This is a genomic window from Morganella morganii H1r, assembly GCF_000633515.1.
GTDB lineage: Bacteria > Pseudomonadota > Gammaproteobacteria > Enterobacterales > Enterobacteriaceae > Morganella > Morganella morganii_B.
This window is the reverse complement of the sequence record NZ_AYMP01000003.1, coordinates 1-21,684: the sequence shown is the minus strand read 5'-3', so window position 1 is coordinate 21,684 and position 21,684 is coordinate 1. Positions and strand designations below refer to the sequence as shown.

The 21,684-nt window shown below is 51.4% G+C and carries 25 protein-coding genes and 2 pseudogenes; 1 reads left to right on the top strand and 26 read right to left on the bottom strand.

What is annotated here, in order from left to right; genetic code table 11:
- Positions 1-338: 338 nt before the first annotated feature.
- The 19 genes and pseudogenes from U868_RS0100885 to U868_RS0100790 form a co-directional block, all read right to left on the bottom strand.
- Positions 339-668 (bottom strand): phage tail protein, encoded by a 330-nt coding sequence (locus U868_RS0100885; protein ID WP_025151640.1) that lies wholly within the window; start codon positions 666-668, stop codon positions 339-341.
- 2 nt (positions 669-670) lie between these two features.
- A complete protein-coding gene (locus U868_RS0100880) occupies positions 671-3,598 on the bottom strand; it encodes a phage tail tape measure protein (RefSeq protein WP_025151639.1) in 2,928 nt (975 codons plus the stop codon).
- Positions 3,579-3,845 (bottom strand): phage tail assembly protein T, encoded by a 267-nt coding sequence (locus U868_RS0100875; protein ID WP_345840312.1) that lies wholly within the window; start codon positions 3,843-3,845, stop codon positions 3,579-3,581. The genes U868_RS0100880 and U868_RS0100875 overlap by 20 nt, the downstream gene beginning before the upstream one ends.
- 65 nt (positions 3,846-3,910) lie before the next feature.
- Positions 3,911-4,321, bottom strand: a complete 411-nt coding sequence (gene gpG, locus U868_RS0100870) for a phage tail assembly chaperone G (RefSeq protein WP_025151638.1) — start codon at positions 4,319-4,321, stop codon at positions 3,911-3,913.
- Between the two features lie 66 nt (positions 4,322-4,387).
- Positions 4,388-4,852 (bottom strand): annotated as a pseudogene (locus tag U868_RS0100865) (phage tail tube protein); the annotation flags it as partial.
- Positions 4,853-4,861: 9 nt separating this feature from the next.
- Positions 4,862-5,260: a phage minor tail U family protein gene (locus tag U868_RS0100860; RefSeq protein WP_025151636.1), complete on the bottom strand. Its 399-nt coding sequence runs from the start codon at positions 5,258-5,260 to the stop codon at positions 4,862-4,864.
- Complete coding sequence (locus U868_RS0100855) at positions 5,260-5,820, bottom strand: phage tail protein (protein WP_025151635.1); 561 nt, start codon at positions 5,818-5,820, stop codon at positions 5,260-5,262. The genes U868_RS0100860 and U868_RS0100855 overlap by 1 nt, the downstream gene beginning before the upstream one ends.
- Before the next feature lies 1 nt (position 5,821).
- Positions 5,822-6,100, bottom strand: coding sequence for an ATP-binding protein (locus tag U868_RS0100850; RefSeq protein ID WP_025151634.1), 279 nt, complete (start codon positions 6,098-6,100; stop codon positions 5,822-5,824).
- A gap of 4 nt (positions 6,101-6,104) precedes the next feature.
- A complete protein-coding gene (locus U868_RS0100845; RefSeq protein ID WP_025151633.1) occupies positions 6,105-6,446 on the bottom strand; it encodes a capsid cement protein in 342 nt (113 codons plus the stop codon).
- 85 nt (positions 6,447-6,531) lie between these two features.
- A complete protein-coding gene (locus tag U868_RS0100840; protein ID WP_025151632.1) occupies positions 6,532-8,568 on the bottom strand; it encodes a ClpP-like prohead protease/major capsid protein fusion protein in 2,037 nt (678 codons plus the stop codon).
- Positions 8,540-10,015, bottom strand: a complete 1,476-nt coding sequence (locus tag U868_RS0100835; RefSeq protein WP_025151631.1) for a phage portal protein — start codon at positions 10,013-10,015, stop codon at positions 8,540-8,542. The genes U868_RS0100840 and U868_RS0100835 overlap by 29 nt, the downstream gene beginning before the upstream one ends.
- Positions 10,012-10,236: a hypothetical protein gene (locus U868_RS0100830; RefSeq protein ID WP_025151630.1), complete on the bottom strand. Its 225-nt coding sequence runs from the start codon at positions 10,234-10,236 to the stop codon at positions 10,012-10,014. The genes U868_RS0100835 and U868_RS0100830 overlap by 4 nt, the downstream gene beginning before the upstream one ends.
- Positions 10,233-12,347: a phage terminase large subunit family protein gene (locus tag U868_RS0100825; RefSeq protein ID WP_025151629.1), complete on the bottom strand. Its 2,115-nt coding sequence runs from the start codon at positions 12,345-12,347 to the stop codon at positions 10,233-10,235. The genes U868_RS0100830 and U868_RS0100825 overlap by 4 nt, the downstream gene beginning before the upstream one ends.
- The gene (locus tag U868_RS0100820; protein ID WP_025151628.1) at positions 12,344-12,847 is read right to left on the bottom strand and encodes a DUF1441 family protein; all 504 of its coding nucleotides are present in this window, start codon (positions 12,845-12,847) and stop codon (positions 12,344-12,346) included. The genes U868_RS0100825 and U868_RS0100820 overlap by 4 nt, the downstream gene beginning before the upstream one ends.
- Before the next feature lie 323 nt (positions 12,848-13,170).
- Positions 13,171-13,356, bottom strand: coding sequence for a hypothetical protein (locus U868_RS0100815; RefSeq protein ID WP_025151627.1), 186 nt, complete (start codon positions 13,354-13,356; stop codon positions 13,171-13,173).
- Positions 13,357-13,580: 224 nt separating this feature from the next.
- Positions 13,581-13,748 (bottom strand): Rz1-like lysis system protein LysC, encoded by a 168-nt coding sequence (gene lysC, locus U868_RS25200; protein ID WP_115660410.1) that lies wholly within the window; start codon positions 13,746-13,748, stop codon positions 13,581-13,583.
- Positions 13,720-14,097: a hypothetical protein gene (locus U868_RS0100800; protein WP_025151625.1), complete on the bottom strand. Its 378-nt coding sequence runs from the start codon at positions 14,095-14,097 to the stop codon at positions 13,720-13,722. The genes lysC and U868_RS0100800 overlap by 29 nt, the downstream gene beginning before the upstream one ends.
- 1 nt (position 14,098) lies before the next feature.
- Positions 14,099-14,584, bottom strand: coding sequence for a TIGR02594 family protein (locus tag U868_RS0100795; RefSeq protein ID WP_025151624.1), 486 nt, complete (start codon positions 14,582-14,584; stop codon positions 14,099-14,101).
- Positions 14,581-14,934: a phage holin family protein gene (locus tag U868_RS0100790; protein WP_240182637.1), complete on the bottom strand. Its 354-nt coding sequence runs from the start codon at positions 14,932-14,934 to the stop codon at positions 14,581-14,583. The genes U868_RS0100795 and U868_RS0100790 overlap by 4 nt, the downstream gene beginning before the upstream one ends.
- A gap of 361 nt (positions 14,935-15,295) precedes the next feature.
- Here U868_RS0100790 and U868_RS0100785 point away from each other — a divergent pair, with 361 nt between their 5' ends.
- On the top strand, positions 15,296-16,213 hold the full coding sequence (locus tag U868_RS0100785) for a hypothetical protein (protein WP_025151622.1): 918 nt from the start codon (positions 15,296-15,298) through the stop codon (positions 16,211-16,213).
- Between the two features lie 123 nt (positions 16,214-16,336).
- On the opposite strand, the gene U868_RS0100780 is transcribed toward U868_RS0100785, so the two are convergent.
- From U868_RS0100780 to U868_RS0100750, 7 genes and pseudogenes are all read right to left on the bottom strand, one after another.
- Positions 16,337-17,116, bottom strand: coding sequence for an antitermination protein (locus U868_RS0100780; protein ID WP_025151621.1), 780 nt, complete (start codon positions 17,114-17,116; stop codon positions 16,337-16,339).
- 29 nt (positions 17,117-17,145) lie between these two features.
- The gene (locus U868_RS0100775) at positions 17,146-18,162 is read right to left on the bottom strand and encodes a DUF968 domain-containing protein (protein WP_025151620.1); all 1,017 of its coding nucleotides are present in this window, start codon (positions 18,160-18,162) and stop codon (positions 17,146-17,148) included.
- Positions 18,162-18,875 (bottom strand): phage antirepressor KilAC domain-containing protein, encoded by a 714-nt coding sequence (locus U868_RS0100770; RefSeq protein WP_036411286.1) that lies wholly within the window; start codon positions 18,873-18,875, stop codon positions 18,162-18,164. The genes U868_RS0100775 and U868_RS0100770 overlap by 1 nt, the downstream gene beginning before the upstream one ends.
- A gap of 17 nt (positions 18,876-18,892) precedes the next feature.
- Positions 18,893-19,275, bottom strand: a pseudogene (locus U868_RS0100765) (RusA family crossover junction endodeoxyribonuclease).
- On the bottom strand, positions 19,272-19,565 hold the full coding sequence (locus U868_RS25815; protein ID WP_025151618.1) for a hypothetical protein: 294 nt from the start codon (positions 19,563-19,565) through the stop codon (positions 19,272-19,274). Before U868_RS25815 ends, U868_RS0100765 begins: the two are co-directional and overlap by 4 nt.
- Entirely contained in the window at positions 19,562-19,960 is a 399-nt protein-coding gene (locus U868_RS0100755; protein ID WP_162817196.1) for a hypothetical protein, read from the bottom strand. The genes U868_RS25815 and U868_RS0100755 overlap by 4 nt, the downstream gene beginning before the upstream one ends.
- Positions 19,957-21,684: DNA-methyltransferase (locus U868_RS0100750; RefSeq protein ID WP_240182636.1), on the bottom strand; the 1,728-nt coding region annotated here is incomplete at its 5' end. The genes U868_RS0100750 and U868_RS0100755, both read right to left, overlap by 4 nt.

Here is a 21,684-nt window from a genome sequence, read left to right as displayed (position 1 = left end):
CTGGGGATTCCTCAGCGCCGGAGCGGGTTATTTATTGACGTTATTTTTGTTCTTTTTCTTCTTTAGCAGAAATGCGACTATAAAGCCAACCGGAAGCGGTAAATAGGCCATAAGCAGTGGGTTATATGCATCAAACCGCCCGATTACGTCAAACATTTTATAATTTATTTCATACGTGTATTGTATTATAAGAAATGATATTACTGGCAATAAACAGCAGATTATCGCCATTCTCAAAAATCCAGATCTTTTATAAATAACAACACCAATAATAAGTAAAATTATAAAATACCCATAGAACATTAAAAAATCTGACTGATTAGTCATGCGCCCTCTTTTTATGCAACAGTTTGCTCAAACTCAGCAGTGATCTCAGTTCTGATCGCCCCTACTGAAAACGACCATTTACGGCATAATACCGCGATCACTTGCGTTTGATGAGGGGGTTTCCAGAAAAATGCAGTCACGCCCGCATGTTTCTCAAGAAAAGCCCTGACAACCTGAGCCTCAGCATTCTTTGGTGATAATGTAATGCTGTATTTTTCAAGGTTAATATTAAAACCATCAGGTCGGCGCTGCTCATAGCCATCACCGAAACGAACAGAGCGAACTCGGGGTTCGCTCTCAATGTTCATACCGGGTTTAACTTTCCAGGTGAATGTTTCCATTGTTACCCCATTGCTCCGCCGGGACGACGCTCAGATGCAATAACCTGCTTAGTTTTTTGCTCAACCAGCTTCAGGATCTGCTGAGTTGCCTGCGGGCCCATCTGTCCATTGCTGCCATCATTTTGAATAGTGATATTAAAATGCTGAACTACACCATCACCTCCACCAGCCATTTTAGCCACCACCCCAAGCTTCCCATCAAGACCACGACGAAGCGGAAAAATCCCCTCAGGTCCAGCCTCGCCCATTACCCCAGCCCCTTTTGCAAAGGCAAACATTGTCGGGGTATGTACTACCTGCCCGCTGTACGCGCTCAGTGACGGAGAGCTGTAGACGCCTCCTTTAGCATTTGGGGTAAAATTAAACCCCATGGCATCCATCCCCATAACAATCGATTTTTTAACAAAGATCTCTGTCAGCATTTTCAGTATGGATGTCGTGAACTCCCGGAAATTGGCTTTACCCGTTGTCAGAACAGAGGTCAATTCAGTTGAAAATCCGTTCAGTGCCGCCATGGTGGCATTTTGGATCTGAGTATTTGAATCCAGTGCAGCATCACGGTAATCCCCCCACGCAGTCTGAGCACCAGCAAGCCAGTTAGCGCGTTTTTCTTCCTCTGCCGCATATGTTGCAGCCTGAGCCGCCAGCATGTCATTCAGGCGAGGATTATCCTGGTGCGCTGAGAGAATTTGCGACCGTTCCAGAGTTTGTTGTGCCTCACGTGAGGATTTGCCGATGCTGTCACGGATAGCGTTTTGCTTTTCAGTCTGCTGTTTTACGTATTTGTCAGCCTGGTCCTGAAGTTTATTCAGGCGCTCCTGAGCAACAACTTCATCGCCTAATAGTGCCAGTTTCTCATGCTGAGCCAGAACAGCCGATTTATTTGCCAGCAGAGCCTGCTCCTGTTTGGTTAACTGGCGCTTGCCTCTGGCCTCTTCAGTGATAGCAATCTGTGCTTCGGTTTCCCACAGCTTTTTGCGTTCAGCACTGATTACATCCGTAACAGATTTGTGCTCCTTGAGTACGCGCAATTTTGACTCAAGCGCAATTTGCTCTTTTAATGCTATTTCTTCTGCCTTTGTGCCTTCATCAATACGATAATCGCGTTTATTTGGTGTTTTAGGATCGGCATATTTTTTATCAATACCGGCTCTGGCTTTCGCTATTTCATCCTGCGTCCACTGCCTGATTTTTTCACTGTCAGATGCAGAGGCGGTATCTTCGGCGGCTTGTTTATTTTCAGCAATTTTTCGGTCAAGCTTCTCATGCTCTCTCTTCCTTTTTTCAGCCTGAGTAAACCCTTCCTCGATATACTTATTTAACTCCTGTTGGCTTTTTTTCTCCCATTCATTGGCCTGGATAATTTTATTTTTATTATCCAGATATCCCTGCTGGGATTTAACAGCAAAATCAAGCGCGGCTTTGTTCTTTCTTAAGGTTTCCAGGCTACTCTGACGCGCAGAATCGGTCATCCACCCATCACCGTTTTCAAGAGAGGCGATCTGTTCATTAACACTGGATAATTTTTCCGCTTCAGTCGGCGCCCGCCAGATTTTTGACATTTCATCACCGGTTTCTTTTATTACCTTCTTCAGGTCTTTCCACGCCTTTTCAAGCCCGCCGACATTCTCACTCATTTCGATGGTACGGCGGTTGGTAACCTCTGCCAGTTTGGCAATGGCATATTCTGATGCCTCGCGGGTTTTTCCCGATCTCTCCAGTGCAGCGATATATTCATACTCAGATGCAGTCAGCAGGTGCATGGATTTATCCATTTCCATAATCGCGTTGACCGGATCATCCTTAAGCCGCTTGAACTGATTAACGGTTTCATCCACCGACTGCCCGGTAGCCTGCTCCATCTGCGCGGCGGCTTTAGCCACAAGTGACACCTGGTCACCGAAGAAATAACCGGATCCTACTGCACTGGTCAGCGCGGCTGTCATATCAGACCGGGTTATCCAGCCACCGGACATCTGATCTGCCATCAGACGAAGCTGTGCTGATGTTTTACCGGCATAATTACCGGTGGCGATCAGCTGGCGGTTCAGCAGAGTCACTTCCTGTTCAGCATCCCATGCCGCTTTGCCAACCGCTGCTATCCCACTGACTACGGCCCCCATACCGCCAAAGTAAGTAAGCCTGCTCATTCCCATATTACCGGCAAGACTACGCAGGCCTTCTGTCAGGATCTTGTTGTTATTTTTAAACTTCTCCGTCTCTTTATTGCTGTCACGGAGTTTATTGATATAAATATCGGCAGAGGAACTGACACCCAGCTGTGCCGCCTGGTAACGCAGCATTTCTTTGCGGGACAGGTTCTGTGTGGCTACCTGTTCTTTCAGGCGCTGAATAAACCGGGTTTTCTGCTGTGTCAGGCTTTCATCCGCACGGCGTAACTCTGTTGTGCGCTGCGTGACGGATGAAATCAGGGTCAGATAATCCTGCTGTGATATGGTTCCTGCCCGCTGCGCCTGGTTCAGTTTTGTCTGAATAACAGCCAGTTGTTCAAGGCCGCCACTGACTTTTTTAACCGCATCAATCTGACGGAAAAAACTTTCGGTCATGGCATCCTGCTGACGCGCCAGATCCTGACCGGCTGCATCCTTCCGGCGCCCGGTATTGATCTGCTCATTCATCCGGCGGTGCATATTGTCAATCTCTTGCGCTGCCGCTTTCCATTTCTGAACGAACTTATCAGCACTGAATATCTGTGACTGATCCAGCGTTTTCAGTGTGGCCTGTGTGCTGTTCGCTGCCTGATTAACAGCAGCAGACTGCCCTTCGGCAAATTTACGCATACGCTCTGCTGACGCATCCGCACTGGCGGCGGCCTGCAGCAACTGACGCTCGACACGGCCGACCTGCTCAGTAAATGTGGCGCTGTCCGCGCTGAGATTAATGACCAGATCAGCAATCTGCTGGCTCATAACGTACTCCTCCGGCGATCCCCTCGCCTGCTGTCATTAACAGTGAATCATCAGTATCAGCGGCTTCTTCGCTGTGTTTCAGTAACAGAAAATCATTCAGCGACAGGTCTTTGCTGCCGCCAACCAGTGACACCACCGTGTTACTGAGTGCGGCGAATTCCAGATCAATCAGCTGATGAGTGAACGGTGTCACTCCGAAATAGGTGTACCAGTCACCCAGCTCTGTTGCCGTCATATCCGCCAGCATCCTGCGCCAGTCCGCCCGTTTAAATTCATGAGCGAGGCGCAGGATAAACTGACGCTCACGGGCGATTACTTTTCTGCCGGTACCGGATCCGGTCCCTGACCTGTGACCGGTTCAGCATTTTCACCGTCTGTGGTTTTTACCTGCATATCACTGAGTTCGAGTACCAGTTTTGCAGCCTGCTCCAGCGCGACCGGCGGCCAGGTGCTGAGAATATCAGCGCGGATCTCATCAACCTGTTTACCCGGTGTATTACCCACATTGAACAGAGAGCGGGCTACCAGAAAAGCGTTTGACTCGATATTCATACGCACATAAACAGCAGTGCGTTTCAGGCTCTGCACATCCTCTGCCGGCGCTTCTTTTTCGGCCTGTGTCACCAGGTGATCGAAATATTCCACCCGCTGTAAGGCTGACAATTCGCTCAGCATCAGCGATTCGCCGTTGTACGTAAATTCCTTCTGTTTCAGAAAGTTCATTCGTTATTCCCCTGCAGTCTCTTTACTTTTTGGTGCTGAACGGGTTTCACCTTCAGCCGGTTTCATTTCTTCCGCCAGCGCCGGGCGGCCGGAGTTGGTGATTTTGATGGTGCGGGTAATCACCTCTTTTGCCGGTACCGATTTACCCAGGCTGCTGACCCATCCTTTGAACAGATCAACCGCGCCGTTCGGATAGCGGATTTTGTAATAACGGACATCACCGGTATCAAACCAGCTGACCAGGTCTTTTTGTCCCTGTTCGCCGGGTTTCCAGGCCAGTGTGATATTGGCTTCACCGGCTGACTTTTCACCCTGAGCGGTTGCTTTCCAGTCGGCGTCCTCATCATCCAGATAGGTATCGTCGTAACTGTCCGCGCTGATTTCACCCGGCTGAAGCTCTTTGATTTTTGCCAGGCGAGTCCAGCCTTCGTCTGCCAGCGGATTTTTAGTCGGGTCGTCTTCGCCGGTATAAATCCACAGCGTTGTACCGGCACCTTTGACAGGAGCCAGCGGGTTAGGAGGTAAAGGCATAATTTTTCCTTACATTGAATACGTCAGGTGATATGTCAGATCGGCTGATCCCCACAGGCACATTTCATCATCGCGCTGATAGTCGTAGCCTGCCGCTGACATGGTTTCGATAAGTCCGGCCAGTGCCGGTACGGATTGCATGGCGGGATAAATTTTGTCTTCCATCCATTCGTCCAGTTTTGAGTCCGGATTACTCGCTTTCAGAAAAACTTCAATATGCAGAACAGCCCGCCACTGATCTTCATCCACGACATCATCTGTTGGTGAAGCGTCAGTGAGATAGACAGCAACAACCGGCAACTCAGACTCTTCAAGGAACACCGGGCGCCCGTCATACACCTGAGTTTCACCAAGATGTGACCGCAGGGAATCCGCCACCGCCTGCCGGATAGCAGAATGTTTTCGCATCAGATCCTCGCTTTGATATACAGCCGGAGCTGATTTTTCAGTGCCTGCCCGAGTTCTTTCGGCATATCGGATTTCAGAAGTGACTCCGTTTCATCCGTAAATGCCTGTGTCAGCGGGGCTGCCAGGGGTATTTTCACCACATCGATAGGGTATCTGGCGTTACTGGTACGCTGCATGACATGCCAGCGACCGTTTGCCAGTTGCTGAATAAACGCATCTTCAAACTTAAACCGCCCGATTTTCAGCACACTGCCGCGTCCGTTTTTATCCCGCCGTTTGCGTGACAACTGAACCTTAGCTGTACCAAGTGCAATAGCAGGGAGATTCCCCCTGTTCACAAGTAACCGCGCCCGGGGCACAGACTGTTTACTGCTTGCCCTGCGCAGACGGACACGCTGGCGGATCAGTTTCTGCTGCAGTTGTATTTCACCTGATACCCTTTTGACACTGCGCCCGATCGCACGGACTGCAACCCGGTTTACGGCCTGAGCTGTGGCGACCGGTACAGCCGTGCCGCTGATTGTGTTCAGGTTGTTAATCGCCTGCTGAATCCCGTCCATGTCACTCACTCTCTATAAAAATATGAGGTTTGCCGTTATAGCGCTGCACTCTGGTGATGACGCACTCAGTGCTGCCGGTAACGACCCGATCTTTCCGGCGCGGTGTGACCCCCGGGGTGAAAATCACGTAACTGACCCCGTCACCGCTGACCGGTCCCATTTCCGGAAGAAAATGAAACTCAACAGCACAGACAGGCTGATCATTCAGATAAATGATTTCTCCCATTTTTTCCGCTGTCAGTGCATCCATCCGGGACTTCATCTGCTGAAACGGGGTCATAGCGTTATCCCTGTGCCGCCGGCGGGAAGACGTTAATCTTCACCGCCGCGTCAGTGTCACCGGCAGCCGCATCCTCCCAGGCAACGCCGATCACCACGCCGCCGGTATCCACCAGCTGGCCGTCTTTAACGGAAGCCGCCGCCCCCGCTTTAAGCACCAGTCCGTTTTTTTTAGGCAGCCGGAAAACCCCTTCGGTAAATCCGTCACCGGTTGCACCGGCATCAATGTCTGTAATTGCCACGGCGGCCAGTAAACCAACCTGTACCAGTGAACCACTGGTAACGGGTTTGGCTCCGCTGTTAACAATCGCAATGGTCATTCCCTGCTGCTGAAAATTCTTAGCCATAGTCGTCTCCGCGGCACCCGCAGGTGCCGGATTTCAGATATAAAAAAAGCCCTTACGGGCGTTCATGGGGTGATGATCAGCCGGATTACTGGCCTTTCACCTGGATCATTCCGCGATAATCCAGCGGTGCCACACCGGCATCAATACGGATTTTTGTGGTCACACCGTCTGAGGTGAACCCTTCCTGCTGATCGATATACGGGGTATCGATACCGTTCAGGTAGGCAACTTCGATGGTGTCACTGCCCTGAGAGGCGGTCATGTACCAGTCTTTTTCACTGTTATCATCCAGACGCGGCTCGGTGATGATTTCTGCGATATTACGGATCGGGTTGATGATATTGGCATTCACATCCGCCCCTTTAACACTGCCGGAGCCGACAACCTGAAGTGCGTGTGTTTCCAGTGCCGCCGGTACCAGCATAAAGGCCGGGCGGATATTCAGCGTGCGCTCACCCTCTTTCTGCTGGCGCATCAGGGTACGACCTTTACTGATAGTCTCCACATCCATGCCGCCTGACAGCGTATTTTTATGATCTGCACCGAACAGCGCTTTGCCGTCACTCAGTTTTCCGTTCTCTGTCAGCACCGCATACACCAGGTCACCAATGGTGGCTTTGGCTGCCCGGCCGAGTTTGTTCGGGATATCGGTCAGCGCATTCATATCATCGTTGATGATGGCCTGACGGGTGATACTGAACAGCTCGCCGTAGGTTGCCAGCGCAATGGTCTGCCCTTTGTCACCTGTGGTGACGTATTTATATTCCGCCCCTTCGCGTACCTTACGCAGAGACGGGAAACCGCCGAGGCCGACACGGTGAGCAGTTTTAAAGTCGCTGAGCTGACCTTTCTTCGTCCACTTATGGTAGGTTTCTTCCGCCTCTTCCCAGCCCTGCAGCAGGGATTTATGGGCCACATCCATCAGGATATTGCCGAAATCCGAGGTACTGTGCGTGAATGCGGCAGCGACCATCTGCATCGGGTTCAGGGTGCTGATACCAATACCGCGCTCCGTCAGCGACATACGTGCCAGTTCGCGCAGCGTCATGCTGTTATACGGGTTATCCGGCTGTACTTCTTCGTGTCCGGCCCGGTTCATGACCGATGCGCGGATCCCGTCACCGGTAAAATTACCGTTGCCCGCATAAATATGAGCATTATTTTTGTTGCTTGGTGTGGATTCCGCCCCCAGTTTTTCCAGCAGTTTTGCACGCGCATCTTCAAGTGAACACTGCGTGTCAGTCACACAATCCACCATCAGATCATTGTGTTTGCCACCGAACATGGCGAACAAGTCCTTAATACCATTCAGACGGGCTTGTTCCTGAGCGCGGATCTGATTCTGCACATCGGCATTATCCGGCTGCGCGACCGGCTGAGGCTGAGTCACGGTTGCGGCGGGTTGCGTGACCGGTGCCGGATTCGGCGCGGAAACCGGTGTGGTCTGCGCGGTATTTTTCGGTGAAACCTGGTTTTTAATGGCCTGTGGCATAGCAGTAAAGTCCTCGATACGTTTTGATGTGATACAGGCCATTGCCTGTACCGGGTCGGTAAGTTGATCGGCAAACCCGTAAGACAGGCATTCGTCGCCGTTCATCCAGGTTTCTTCTTCTAACATGGCGGCAATTTCTTCCGCCGTTTTGCCGGTTTTGGCGACATACGCCGGGATCAGCACATTTTCCAGCTTGTCCAGCAGATCGGCGTAATTCCGCATTTCATCCGCATCACCAAAAGAGACGCCCCACGGTTTGTGGATCATCATCATGGCGTTTTTCGGCATGATCACGGTGTCACCGACCATGGCAATAACCGACGCCATTGAGGCCGCCAGTCCGTCGATATACACGGTAATTTTTGCACCATGCCCTTTCAGCTGGTTATAAATGGCGATCCCGTCAAACACCTCTCCGCCCGGGGAGTGAATATGCAGGTTAATCTGACTGACATCCCCCAGCGCCAGCAGCTCTTTTGAAAACTGCCTTGCCGAGATCCCCCAGCCGCCGATCTCGTCATAGATATAAATGTCCGCCGATTGGGTATCCGCTGCAGCTTTCATGCGGAACCAGCTTTTAACCGGTGCGGATGCTTTCGGGTTACTTGTCATCGTCCCGGGATTTGGCATCGTCAGGCGCTCCTTTGTCATTCGCCGGATCGGTGTCAAACACCAGCCCCAGCTTTCTGTTTTCATCAATTTCCGCTTTACGGCGGCGTTTTGTATCAGCCGGGCTTGCCCCCCTGGCTCTGATCCATTCCCCTTCGGTGGCCCCGCCACCGCGCAGCTGTACCTGCCAGGCTTTCGCTTCTTTCAGCGGGTCAATCCACGGCATGACCGGTCCGCTGTAAACCGCATTCATCAGTGATGCGGGATCAACATCCGGCGGCACATCAATAATTCCTTCTGCCACCGCCATTTTCAGCCAGCTGCGGTACAGCGGGCGGGTGACTGCGGCCACAAACGCATCCTGTAAAATGCCGTAGCCCTCAAAGGACTCGACCAGCTCCTGGCGCTGGGCGCTGTAGGTGCCGTTATAATCACGGGAAATACTGGAATAACTGCCGCGGCTGCCGGCCGCCACTGCACGCAACTGACCATTACGGAAAGATTGCAGGTTCGGGTTCGGACGGTCAGACTTGACCATGCCGATATCCTCACCGGGTGCCAGTTCATCAAAGATAATGCCGGGCTCAATATTCAGCTCCCGCTCGTCCTGCTCACTGTCCGCGTTGTAAATATCCCCTTTTTTGATGTACATCCCGAGGGAGGCTGCAATACGGGCGGCGGTGAGTTCCGCATCCTCATAATCTTTCAGGGCACTCAGGCGGATCAGAATACCGGACAACAGGCTGTGCCCGCGCAGCTGGTGCAGGCGGCGGGTGAATTTCAGGTGCAGCATGTTTTCAGCGCCGATGGTTTTCAAATCCTGCGACCTGTACAGGGCTGACGGTATATTTTTATACACGCTGTAACTGACAGGCCTCCCCCACTCGTTAAGTTTCACGCCCTGGCAGATATTGCTGCCCGGCACATCCAGATTCAGTGGCACAAAGTCCGGCTCCAGCGCCTCAATCCAGAAATGCACCCCGCTTTCCCGCTTCAGACCTTTGGCCCGGCCTGACACCAGCTGACCAAACACCTCACCGTCACGCAGCCAGGTACGTGCCATCAGCCGTTCAAGTACCGGCCGGGTATACTGACCGGTCACATCCGGACTGACAGACCATTCCGACCAGGCTGTACGGATCTGTTTTGCCAGGTCGTCAGCCAGTTCACCACCGCGCAGCAGCGGCTGCGGCTCAACAATAATGCCCTTCGCACCGATCACCCGTTCTTCCAGCTTATCCAGCAGACCGATCACAAGGTCGTGGTTGTCATCCAGAAACCGGGCCTGCTCGCGCAGTGACCGGCCGCCGGATTTCACCAGCTGATTCGCGTTACGGGATTCCCGGCGGGCACGGTGGGTCCGGGTCGGCATGGCAGCCTCATAGGCTTTGATTTGCAGACGTGACCGCATCCGGGATGCCTGCCAGCCCGGCGCAATCAGGCCGATAGCACTGTCAATCAGCTTCATCGCGGAAACCTCACCAGTTTAAAGCGGGGGACAGTCCTGCCTTTGCGGGCTGATACCAGAGCCAGGCGCCGCCCTTCCCAGTATTCACGCCCTTTGCGGATTTCGCTCAGGCTTTCCATCGACATGCTCTGGCCGTTCATCGTGATGCTTCTGCCCTGTAATACAGCGCGTTCCGCCTCCGTGTACTGCCGGATCATGTCGTCAATCTCTTCAAGGGTCATATCCAGCCACCTCCGGATGATGAAACAGGGGCCCACGCCGATGATTTCCGTTTTTTCGGTTTCTTCGGTTTCGCGGGTTCGGTTGTTGAAATAAGAGTGATATTGTCGGGAGAGTCAGTGTTTTCAGGCGGAGTAACAGGAATCTGCGGTAACCGCGCCCAGGGCGGCGGTTTATCCCATTTGATTTTCTCGTACCCCTTCAGAATCACCAGCGCATGGGCGTACACCATCAGGTCAAAAGCTTCGTTTGCGCCCCGCCCCGGTTTTTCCCATTTGCCGCTGGTCAGCCGCTCCTCGTAAGTCAGTTCGTCATAGAAAGAATCATCCAGCCAGTCCGGGAAATGCACATAGTTCGGCCCGGGCATATCACGGCTCAGTGCAGCCGCCACCCGGTCTTTCAGGTTGTCAGTCTGCAGCAGATATAACGGCACATCCTCGGCGGCTTTTGCCTGCCGGTCAGAGCGCCCGGTGTTATCCGGATAGGATTGGGTGATCAGTTTTGCCCCGGTACGACTGCCGCCCTTGAACAGAAACACTTTGCGGCTGATACCGTCACGGCGGCACTGCCGCCAGAAAGTATAGGCATTATCAGTGACGCCGCTTTCACCGCCGGTATCCACTCCCAGCATCATGACAGGCATTCTGATCGCCGGGTGTCCGGACAGCGGATACGTCTTATCCAGCACATCCGTTATCAGCAGTTTCCAGTCTTCCGGATAAGCACCGGGATGAACCCTGACACACTCACCGTTACTGTCCGTCCGCAGGGATTGGGTAATATCAAACCTGTCAACAATCCAGCGTTCACCTTTTTCACCGTAGCCGGTGACCTGCACCACAAACCGGCGCTTCTTCCCGGCCTGCACATCGACAGTTGCCACCAGAAAGCGGACACCTTCCGGCACACAGCGGACCCCGAGATCCTCAGCCCGTGCCAGCAGTTCTTCTGCCTTGCGCTGCTCCTGAGTATGTTTCGGCCGGTACGGCAGCCCCCAGTCCGTATTGATCACCGTTTTCAGGGTTTCTTCACTCAGGGTGAGCTCATATTCCTGTTCGGCGGTGAGATATTTATAAACAAGCTGGGACAGCGTCTGATAGGCGGCCGCCGGTCCCTCCATCCAGAATGACGCGATACGGGAGCGGCGGGCATCGCCTGTAATGTTGCCGTGCCGGTCAATGTCCTGACCGTCTTTCAGCCAGACACCGCGATTATTCAGCTTCCGCTTTTCGCTGCCGGAAATGTGTCCGGTGCAGTGCGGGCACTCAATATAAGCCGCCTCACTGGCTGTCACCGGATCCGGATCATCCCGGTAACCGGTCACCGCATCAAATACCGGCTGAAAATACTCCCCGCAGTGCGGGCACGGCCAGTACCAGCGCTGCCGGTCACCGCGATTGTACAGCGATAAAATACCGGTAGTCGGTGGTGCTTCATGGGGGGATGACGGCGTCCATTTCTGATCAGTAATTTCCCGGCCGGGTGAACTTTCCACCAGCGTCATCCCGGCGGACATAAATGTTGTGGTACGCTTTGATGCCAGAGAGAATGCATCCCCCTCGCCGTCGATATCTTCCGGAAACCGGTCATAATCCGTCAGTGCCACAAACCGGTAATCCGATGAGGACATGATATTGACGGACGGCCAGCCGATTTTCAGGTAGTTACCGGCGCGGAACGTTTTGTCATGCACGTTATTATCATTGGTGCGCGGGCTCAGCCGTTTAGCCACTTCCGGACTCGCACGGAATGTCCGGTCGAGGCGCTTTTTGGAATGCTCACGGGCTTTTTCTTCCGTCATCTGAATCAGCAGAAAATCCGCCGGATCACAGACTATCGTGTAGACAATCCAGCCGTCGATAAGCCCCAGGGATTTACCGGTACGCGCCGGGCCGACAAATATCACCGCATCATATTTCCGGGATGTCAGGCAGTTCATCGGCTCAATAATGTACGGTGTCAGGGTGTCTTCCCACTGCACCGCACTGCCGCCGCCCATCGGCACCCGCATGTATTTTTTAACCGCCTCCGCCACCGGCATCCGGCGCGGCGGGCGCAGCAGCACAGAGACATCCCGGCGCATTTCCGCTGCAGATGCATAACCTGTACTCATCCGTTTTCTTCCTCTGCGTTTTCCACCTCAACCGCCAGCAGGTCACGGAGTTCATCCACCACGTCCTGTGCCTGTGTGATTTGTTCCGGCTGCCAGCCGTGGTCACGCTCCAGGCGATCAGGCCAGGTGTCCAGCACCTGCGCTATCGCTTTGATGATGGTCGCCATCTCGCGGTGAGATTCTTCAGCGGGGATCAACTGGCGCAGAGAGGTTTCAAGTTTGATGCGTTCGTTTTCAGACTGGAACCAGTCTTTACGGTCTTTCGGGAACATTGTGTCCGGATCCTGAATGCCGGAATGATCTTTCTCCGTATCGGCACCGAATATCACCGGCCCGACATCCCGCAGAGCATACACCGGATTCCCGCGCACTGTTCCTGCTATCGCCACATTTGCATCGAGCAGCCGCTTTTTAACCGTACCCCGGTTCAGTCCGAACGCTTCAGCAATCTTTGCAACACTCCAGTGATACGCGTCCCCGAGATTGCTGATATTAGACATTGTCACCTCACACTGTCAGGTGGATTCCTTATTTATTGTTGTTAATCAAAAGGATAAACAGCACTCAGGTGACAGACCAAAACCGGTTTTGTCACCTCAGTGTTGTTTTTCATCAATAGTATCAATGAATTAACTGACCTGCTGCTGACAGCATGGAAATCCGAAAATGAGCCGTTTCCCGCGAGGCCGCCGCCCCGTGGTAAGGGTACCCCTCCGGGAGTACCTTTTCACAAACACACATATAAACAATGAGTTATAATGTTCACGCTAATTTCTCCGTAACCAATTAAAAAGCCCACTCAGTGAGCAGGCTTTGTGATGGGTTATTGTTGTTCTGCCGGGGACAACTCACCTTCATCAAACCAGCCGTCAGTTCCACGGCCATCTGCTGCCAGATAGTGGATGAGATACTGATTCGGGCCGTTATGATATTCAGCACGGGCTTTCACATGGCCTTCTTCGCCGCTGATGGTGACCTGCACAACCTGACCTAATTCATGTTTAAACATAGTTTTTCCTCTGGTATTAAAAAGCCCCGCTATTTAGCGAGGCGTTGTTTGTTCGTACAGTGATACCATTCGCTTTGTGGCGTCGGTTATCTGCTCTCCGTACCACTTATGCTCATCTTTCGGCTCTCTTCCGTCTCGAGACAAAAGCTCACGCCGATTAATTGCGTAGTTGTGCGCCAGCCGTAATATTTCGCACTGAACAATCGGGTCTAAATCACCAATATTCATTTCGCTCTCTCCGCTTCTATCTCCCGTATTGCCCGCTTATCGTGATTGCAGTTGGCAATGTATTTCATGGCATCGGCCAGCAGCTCAACGACACCGCCGAATGTCAGATCAGCCGGTATCTCTACCTGCTCACAATCAGCGGTCAGTTGTGGCGGAATCGGCACCACCGGTGCGGGAACGTATTCCGTCTGCGTACTTCCGCAGCTCACTGACAACATCAGCGGGAACAGGAGTAACAGCGCATTCACTGTCCTTAAATACTGTTTTGATAACAGTCTTAACGTTGACATGCTCGGTGTCCTCGGTCTGTTTGTCTTTGATGTTGTCGAGTGAGATACGGTGATTGATGGTGACAGTAGACAGGGTGATATTATTTACAGCCTTCAATGCAACGTGCTTGTCTTTCAGTGCCTGATAATTGTCTTTCAGGCCACCGTACAGATGCAGGGTAAGCAGCAGGCTGATAACCAGTATGACACAGATACCCGTCCGCACTTTTCCCAGACTGGTCATATCATGATTCTTTCACTGACAGATCGGCATTACCTACCGGCAGTGGGCGGGTATCCAGTGGTACACCTGACGGCCAGCGGTAACCGGTAACGCGGTCAGTTTTGAATGCCTTGATATTAACTGCATCTGACTGATTACCGCCCAGCACCATCAGGTTACCGGATTCTGTCTTACCGACCACAAACCCGACATGACCGCCGCCGGTGCGGGAGAATGTGACGATACAGCCATATACAGGCTCTTTCAGCTCGTCACCGAACGCCAGATATGAGCGGGAAGAATCAGAGCGGGTCGAACGAATACCGGCACGCTCCAGGCAGGCATTCGCAAACCCGGCGCACCATGGCACTTTACGTGCGGTACCAACCAGTCCGCGGAGTTTGCTGTCAATCCACATCTGGTCTACAGCTGCGGAACCTGCTGCCGTGTGTTCTGATACACCGATTTCTTTCCGGGCTTCAGTTATCCACTTTGGTTCAGTTGTCATTGCTTTGCTCCAAAACGATTTTTAACAACACGTATGCCCCACTCGATTAAGGCATACACTTTTTTCGTGCCCAGGAAGCCAATCATTACGCCGCTGAATTCCGCTAACACCGCCCATGACTCCGCATCTCCGCTACGGGAAAACCACCAATCAATGAGCCTGATCGTTCCGACGCTCAGCAGGCCGCACATAATGGCTTCACCCAATGACTGCCGCCAGCGCGTTCCCAGCCTCCGTTCCCGGATATAAGCCATTGCCGCCGAAAAGGAAAAACCGCCAATAAACGGGAGGGCATTTTGCAGCCAGCGAAATATCTGCTCCCACCAATCAATTTTGTCTGGCATACGCATATCCACCCCCTGCGGAGTGTTCCGTGTGTAAGGTGATAGAGAAATGCCGCAACCGGTTTATATTGTTACAGATGGTTAAAGTGAGGTGGCTGCGGCATTGTTCGGGTAATCCCACCAGCGGCGGGAAAGCAAGAAGAAGAGCACTGTGGACGAATATGGATTAGGTAATGAGCCTGTCGTATTCAAATGCTCTTGTTATTGATTTGTATGAATAAATTAAAAGTGAGTATTTCAATGCCAAATACTTAATAGTAAAAAACCACGCAAATCTGACATTTCACGATTGGATATACCTGCTAAACGAAAATTTGATTATAATGCGATCGTTTTCAGGCATTAATTTCAGCAAAAAGGTGGATTAATGATATTTCTTAAGACAGAAAATGGATCTGTAAAGCTGGATAAGTGGGATAGCATTACCTCTAAACCCACATTTCAAAAAAAACTCTCAAACGAAAAACACACGCTTGAGAAAATAATCGGTTACTACGAGGTTAAAGAAAAAGTTCATTGCTCACTTTCAACCTGTAATCAGCCTCACAATAAAGGTTATATAGTAGTAACATCAGAAAATATTGAGACTGTTATTGGTAATAAGTGTGGAAAAAATATATTTGGTATTGAGTTTGATACTCTCTCTTCCGATTTCGACAAATTCCGATTACACGAAGAGCGCAAAGCTATTATCGCGCAAGGGAAGATAAAATGTCCGGCATGGCTATCTGAGCTTGAGTCGCTTAAGTTCAAAGGCAGAGACATATTATGGGCAACCATAAATATAGAAAAGCTATCGAACTCACGATTCGTTGGTCAGACTGGCGCAACAGAAATAAGAAATATAGCAAAAACACAAAATTCAGATATTAGTTATGACACCTCAAAAATTGATAAAAAATTAAAAGAATTATTATTTACGTTCAACAGGGATTTTCAAGAAAGTGGAGAGGCTCTACAATCAATACACATTGGTAAGATGAGGAATATCCACGTCCTCATGCCGGAAAATAATCTAAAATCTCTTTATTCATCTATTTATGAAGACATTCAACAGTTGAACGGTATCATCCCTGATGAATCTCCAAGCCCATTGCTGGCAGAAATATCACAAAGAACCAACACCATCGAAACAAGGCTTAGTCAGCTAAAAGTATTGTTCAAAGATGCCAAGTTGTTTCTGCAGCGAAAAAACCTGAATTTAATTCAGGAGAAGCTAAATAAGATGGAGAATGTCTCATCAGAAGACAAATCAGCCTTTCAAGCTTTCTTAAATACATTGTAATAAAAAAGCCCCGTTTTATGCGGGGCCTTGAAATTCCTTAGTGTGGATAGTTATAAAAATCCCACTATAGGAAAACACTATAACAATTCCGGACAAATATCAACGCTTATAATTAAAATTACATCAATTAGTCACTTTGTTGAATAATGCCTCCGCGCAACCTTCCTCAACGTAACATTTCTCCACCAGCCTTTCATGGAAGGGCTTCCAGTTGCGCCGCCACGTTCTTTCATTCAAATCTGGTACCAAGTGCCGTATTGCATTATAAGCTTTCGATGAGGGCATGCGCCGGTAGCCGCGACCTGAACAGCGAGGGCAATCTTTGATCACAGGAACGCCCTGCAATGCCGTTTGTTCTTCATCCGGTACCTTGCCACGGCCTTTACACTGACAGCGATAATGTTCCACCCCTTTGCCGCCACACGCGGCACATACTTCACCAACCCGTTCGTTACGAATGTCAGGCGCTACAATAAAAATCCCATCTTTGTTTGTGAGCCCCGGATATTTAACCACCTCTTTTACCGAATAAATCATACCCAGCCCACCACAGGAGTGGCACTGGCAGGATGATCCCGCTGACCTGGCATAATCCTCAAGCGCCATTGCTGACAGAATTTTCATACACTGCGCTAACCGGTTGCCGGATGCCTTTACTATCAGTTTAGGTGCCACTTTCATTGCATACTGAGTCAGTTCTTCAATGGTTTTGAATTTATCTTCTGTGCTGACATCATTCTTCGCAAAAAAAGCATGCATGCCGAAACGGGCGTTTTGCTGTGTCATACCAAGTGCCGCTGCAGTATCCATCCCTTTAAGCCGTTCTGGGGATGTTGAATGCGACGAATCACTGAACATAGGGGATTTGGGGTGAAACTGCTTCAGTGCTGATTCTAATTTCATGCTCATCTCTCCGCGCTCCGTACAGCGCATTAACCAAAAACGCCGATCCCGTATGACCGGTTCATAAACTTAAATAACAACTCCAGCTGACTGCCGTGCTTTGCTTCCCATGCTGCCGGATCCCGGTGTAACTCGTCGTGGTGAACCCGGCACAGCGGGATAGTAAAAATGTCGTGTGCTTTTGTACCGGTACCGCCGGTGCCGTGCCCGATGATATGATGCGGGTCGTCCGCCTGCTGGCCGCACACACAACACGGCTGGCTTTTCACCCACTGCAGGTACTTTGGACACTCCCAGCGCTTCAACTTCGGGATCCGCATAAAACTTGCTGGTGGCTCCGGCTCTATCTCCGGAACAACAACAGGCTTTATCTGCTCTACGATTTCCTGAACAGCCTGGCTGTGTGAGCGCGGCCGGTGAACAATAGAATGCTCGGTCATGGTACCGGCTATCTCTTCTTCCGGTGGCTGCATCAGGATGTAGGAACTGATAAAGGCCGGAAGATAATCACTGACACGGCGCATTACCGACCAGGTGAATAAATCGGAAGGATTAAGAAGATGACCGGCAGGCAACCGCAGATCGGTAAAGATACTTCGTGCCACCAGTGCCCGCTGATTACATAACAGAATGTCGTCCGCCTGCTGCTGGTGGACGCCTCCTTTCCGGATGATGTTGTCGTGGTGCCAGCATGTCCGGATAAAACCGTCTTTATGGCGGGTCATGGTCAGTTCGTGATGGTGATAAGGGTTCTCCGGATCATCAATCTGGCAGCAGTCCACTGATTTAACGTAATGACGGGAACCGGACAGACCGCCGGCGGCTTTTATCACAGCAGGATTATCCAGGAAACGCAGCACCCGCCCATCTGTCAGCAGCGGCTGTGCATCTGCCGGTACCAGTCCGGACGGAATGCCATTCATCGAATGCGGGGCCGCGCTCACCAGGTAGCGGGCACCGTTCAGGAAATTGCCGATCTCCGCGCCCGGATTAAACATCAGGATCCGGGTATCTTTCTGAACAAAACCGGTTAGCAGGTAATTCATCAGGAAACAGCTCCTTCAACCTGAGAGGTTCCCCACAGCCCGGCAATCCACTTCACGCCCTTCGGTGTGAACCGCGCCTGTGAAAATGAATGGTTGTTCGTCTGGCTGGTGCCGGTTTTAATCTCAAGCCGCCCGGCGTCAATATGGCACTGGTATGCTGACCACGAACCACCAAGGCGGTACATGATTTTTTGCTCCTGCAGGAACAGCCGGAATTCCGGTTCTTTCACCTTCAGCAATTTGCACACCTGACGGAATGTCATTGAGCCGGTGGTATCAACATACCGATCGACAAATTCTGCTTTCGGGGCCGCCAATTCCAGTGCGCGGGATTTTTCTTCGAGCTGCTCATTCAGATCTGCCGCCAGGCGTAAAGCCTCTGTATAGGATTGCGGTATTTTCGGCTGAAGCTGCTCTTCCAGTTCCTGCCACCGGTTGACAATCTTAGCCGTAAACTCCGGGGATAATCTCGCCACCAGCACCAGGGAGTCACGTTTATTGAACCGGTACTCGGTATAGGTATTGCCGTTATGCTCAAAATCGAACTCCGCCAACGGCGTAGTTAAAATCCCGGCAATATTCAGCCGTTCTGCCGACCGTTTTACATCACCGTGACGACTGCCGGTCAGTTCGGCTATCTCTCGGCTCGACATCGTTACCGCCTGATTGTGCATCACAGGCGAAATGCTGACACCATAGGTAATCTGCTGCATATTTATCTCTCCACTCATTAAGCGCAGCCGTATACTGCGCGTTTTACATAGGGGCTGATCGTCACCACGGATTTACCACCAGCGACTTTTTCACCCCATTCAACATCAAGATCCAGATACCGGCATGTGTCAGTGCGTCCTGTATTGCTTTAATGAAGTTATCCAGATCCCGGCGGTGATTCGACGGCGGGAACAGTACCAGCTTCAGACTGATGTCACCGATCAGTGGTTTCGGTGTCCGGCCGTTAAAATGCTCCAGGATGTCAGCAATAACATTCAGACGGAACCGGCGCCCGTTTTCGCTGATCAGCACCCGGCCTTTTAAGGCCCCCCGCGAGGGGGAGCGCCAGTAAGTGTTCATGCTCGGCGGGAACGGGAGAGTGAGGGTTAAATGGTTCATGAAATACCCCGCTTAATTGCCTTTTTCGCTTCCCGTCGCAGTGCTATTCCAAGTCGCTCAAGCCAGTCGGCATACTTCAATACAGCATCGGTTTCATTATCGAAACGCGGAAAATCATCCATAGCTATCTCAACTTTGAAGCCGCGGCTAAAAAGCAAATCACAGGTAACACTCAGCTTCTGCTCCAGCTTTGTTTTTCCGTTGTTATGGCTCACCATGTACTTTTTTGACTTTTTATCTTCGCTTTTTTCGTAATGAATCAATTCCATTGAGGTTTGTTTGGTCTTCACGCCGCCACCCCGCTGCTCTGTTTCATCTCCCAGCGCTTTGCCGCCAGTGCCGAAAATAACCGGTTATGCGCAGACACAAACCCCTGCTCTGCCATATCAGCCGGGCTGGACAGGATCGGGCCGTTGTTGCGTCGGACATGAATCGGGTTTTTCCGCATGATGATCACCAGATTTCTGTATTTTTTCGCCTTATCTTCCGCGTCAGGTGACAGTGAGTAAGCAGTACCCTCTGTGTGGATACGGCTTATTTCCTCAGCAGCACCTATATGAGCCAGTACAGCTAATGCGTTCCGGCTTGTACTGCGTGACACTTTGTATTTGTCCATGATGTAGCGGGTCGTGATTGCAGTCCCCGCCGGGATGTCAGTTGCAATTCTGAGATAAAGAATCATCACGCAGCCTCCCCTGCTTTCTCCATTTCCTTCACTGCGTGACCAATACGGGCCGCTGCGGTAACCAGATGATCAGGGTCCATTTCAATCCCGATAAACCGGAACCCTTCCGCAATAGCTGCTTTACCTGTACTGCCGGACCCCATGAACGGATCAAGAACAGTTCCCCCTGCGGGGGTTACCAGACGACAGAGATAGCGCATTAAATCAACCGGTTTCACTGTCGGGTGTGTATTTTTGGCACCACTGGTGCGCCCGGCTCCTGCTCTCGGATTATTGATTCCAACGCTGCCCTCCGCGCGGCCACCGGTCATTTCGGATGCCGAGGCAACGACAAATCGATCCATTCCTGCATCACGGTCAGATTTACTAACTTTCGCGCAATAAAAAAATCTTGCTGCTGATGTTGCCGATTCAGTACGCGGTTCCGGGTTTGAAACTACATTTTTAAGTTCGCCGTAAACTTTATTACCGCTGTCGGAACCATCATTCTTGGCCTTTCCCTGCTGCCCTTTTGCGTCAGGAAATGTCACTATCACTTCGTCGCTGCCGTCATGGATCACATTTGCAGGCCAACGCCCCTCGTTGTTCTGTGTCCATTCGCCCCCCGCAGGTGTTTTGCCGTCCCGAACATCAGACAACAACCCGCCCGAACCACCAGCCAGCATTTCTTCTGTCGGTACACGGCACAGATCAATATTCAGAGCGCCGGTTCCGTACTCCGTGACATTATCCAGAATCGTGGTACTGAGCGGTTTACGCGCCATAACAATGGGCTCATGGGCTGGTTTTAATGCCGTTCCTTTACCTTTATGCTCACCATCAAGGTTTTTCGATTTAGGGAAGCCACTGCCGTAAATCCACATAATTTGATCACGGATCTCAAAACCAGCATCCTCGATGTTTACCACCAAGCGGTGATATGTACGGCTGCCGCCAAATGCCAGCAAGTGACCACCCGGCTTTAATACCCGCAGACATTCAGCCCACTGCTCAACAGTCGGCACGGCGTAGTCCCATTTATTCGACATAAACCCGATGCCATACGGAGGGTCGGTTACGATTGCATCCACTGAGTTATCCGGAAGGTTTTTTAAGGCATGCTCACAGCGGCCGCCAATCAGTTGGTAGCTCATAGGAATCCCCGCGCTTTCAGGTTTCTCGTTGGTTTGGGTAGTTTTTGGTGGGTTGGCTGCTTCCTGTACTGGCAGCGCAGCAAGGATACGTTCACCAATCCAGCGCATAACCGGTACCGCCATGCTGTTACCGATAGCGCGGTAACGCGGACCGTCCGGGCAATCGGTAGCATCTTTACCGCGCCAGCTGATTTGTGTGTGGTTGTCCGGGAATCCCTGTAAGCGCTCACACTCAACAGGGGTCAGTCGGCGGACCTGCATGCCACACTGCACTATATCTGCCTCGGTGCGGGCATTTTGTGTATATGCAAGCTCCTCCTGGTAACCTTTACCTTGCGGCCCTGCATTATCATTTCTGCCTACTACTGCACCCTGAATACAAATAGCCGGTGGCTGACCGCTATTCTGGTTGCTGTTGCTGCTATTACCGGCCCGTAATGTCGGAGACAGGCTTTCGGTGGCATCAGCACCGAAGTCTTTGCAGCTGAATGCGATACAGGCATTTTCCTGTCCGTGGTTGCGCCCCAGGGTGTGCGCCAGTTCATGATTTACGTCCGGATCCTGAGTGCCATGTACCGCAAAGGTTTCTGT

Coding starts and splice junctions, on each gene's coding strand:
- U868_RS0100885 (WP_025151640.1), bottom strand. CDS start 668: ATGGAAACATTCACCTGGAAAGTTAAACCCGGTATGAACATTGAGAGC.
- gpG (WP_025151638.1), bottom strand. CDS start 4,321: ATGAACTTTCTGAAACAGAAGGAATTTACGTACAACGGCGAATCGCTG.
- U868_RS0100840 (WP_025151632.1), bottom strand. CDS start 8,568: ATGCCAAATCCCGGGACGATGACAAGTAACCCGAAAGCATCCGCACCG.
- U868_RS0100775 (WP_025151620.1), bottom strand. CDS start 18,162: ATGAATTACCTGCTAACCGGTTTTGTTCAGAAAGATACCCGGATCCTG.
- U868_RS0100830 (WP_025151630.1), bottom strand. CDS start 10,236: ATGACCCTTGAAGAGATTGACGACATGATCCGGCAGTACACGGAGGCG.
- U868_RS0100835 (WP_025151631.1), bottom strand. CDS start 10,015: ATGAAGCTGATTGACAGTGCTATCGGCCTGATTGCGCCGGGCTGGCAG.
- U868_RS0100770 (WP_036411286.1), bottom strand. CDS start 18,875: ATGCAGCAGATTACCTATGGTGTCAGCATTTCGCCTGTGATGCACAAT.
- U868_RS0100795 (WP_025151624.1), bottom strand. CDS start 14,584: ATGACAACTGAACCAAAGTGGATAACTGAAGCCCGGAAAGAAATCGGT.
- U868_RS0100780 (WP_025151621.1), bottom strand. CDS start 17,116: ATGAAATTAGAATCAGCACTGAAGCAGTTTCACCCCAAATCCCCTATG.
- U868_RS0100855 (WP_025151635.1), bottom strand. CDS start 5,820: ATGGACGGGATTCAGCAGGCGATTAACAACCTGAACACAATCAGCGGC.
- U868_RS0100800 (WP_025151625.1), bottom strand. CDS start 14,097: ATGACCAGTCTGGGAAAAGTGCGGACGGGTATCTGTGTCATACTGGTT.
- U868_RS0100860 (WP_025151636.1), bottom strand. CDS start 5,260: ATGCGAAAACATTCTGCTATCCGGCAGGCGGTGGCGGATTCCCTGCGG.
- U868_RS0100785 (WP_025151622.1), top strand. CDS start 15,296: ATGATATTTCTTAAGACAGAAAATGGATCTGTAAAGCTGGATAAGTGG.
- U868_RS0100875 (WP_345840312.1), bottom strand. CDS start 3,845: ATGCTGGCGGATATGACGGCAACAGAGCTGGGTGACTGGTACACCTAT.
- U868_RS0100815 (WP_025151627.1), bottom strand. CDS start 13,356: ATGTTTAAACATGAATTAGGTCAGGTTGTGCAGGTCACCATCAGCGGC.
- U868_RS0100880 (WP_025151639.1), bottom strand. CDS start 3,598: ATGAGCCAGCAGATTGCTGATCTGGTCATTAATCTCAGCGCGGACAGC.
- U868_RS0100790 (WP_240182637.1), bottom strand. CDS start 14,934: ATGCGTATGCCAGACAAAATTGATTGGTGGGAGCAGATATTTCGCTGG.
- U868_RS0100850 (WP_025151634.1), bottom strand. CDS start 6,100: ATGACCCCGTTTCAGCAGATGAAGTCCCGGATGGATGCACTGACAGCG.
- U868_RS0100825 (WP_025151629.1), bottom strand. CDS start 12,347: ATGAGTACAGGTTATGCATCTGCAGCGGAAATGCGCCGGGATGTCTCT.
- U868_RS0100845 (WP_025151633.1), bottom strand. CDS start 6,446: ATGGCTAAGAATTTTCAGCAGCAGGGAATGACCATTGCGATTGTTAAC.
- U868_RS0100820 (WP_025151628.1), bottom strand. CDS start 12,847: ATGTCTAATATCAGCAATCTCGGGGACGCGTATCACTGGAGTGTTGCA.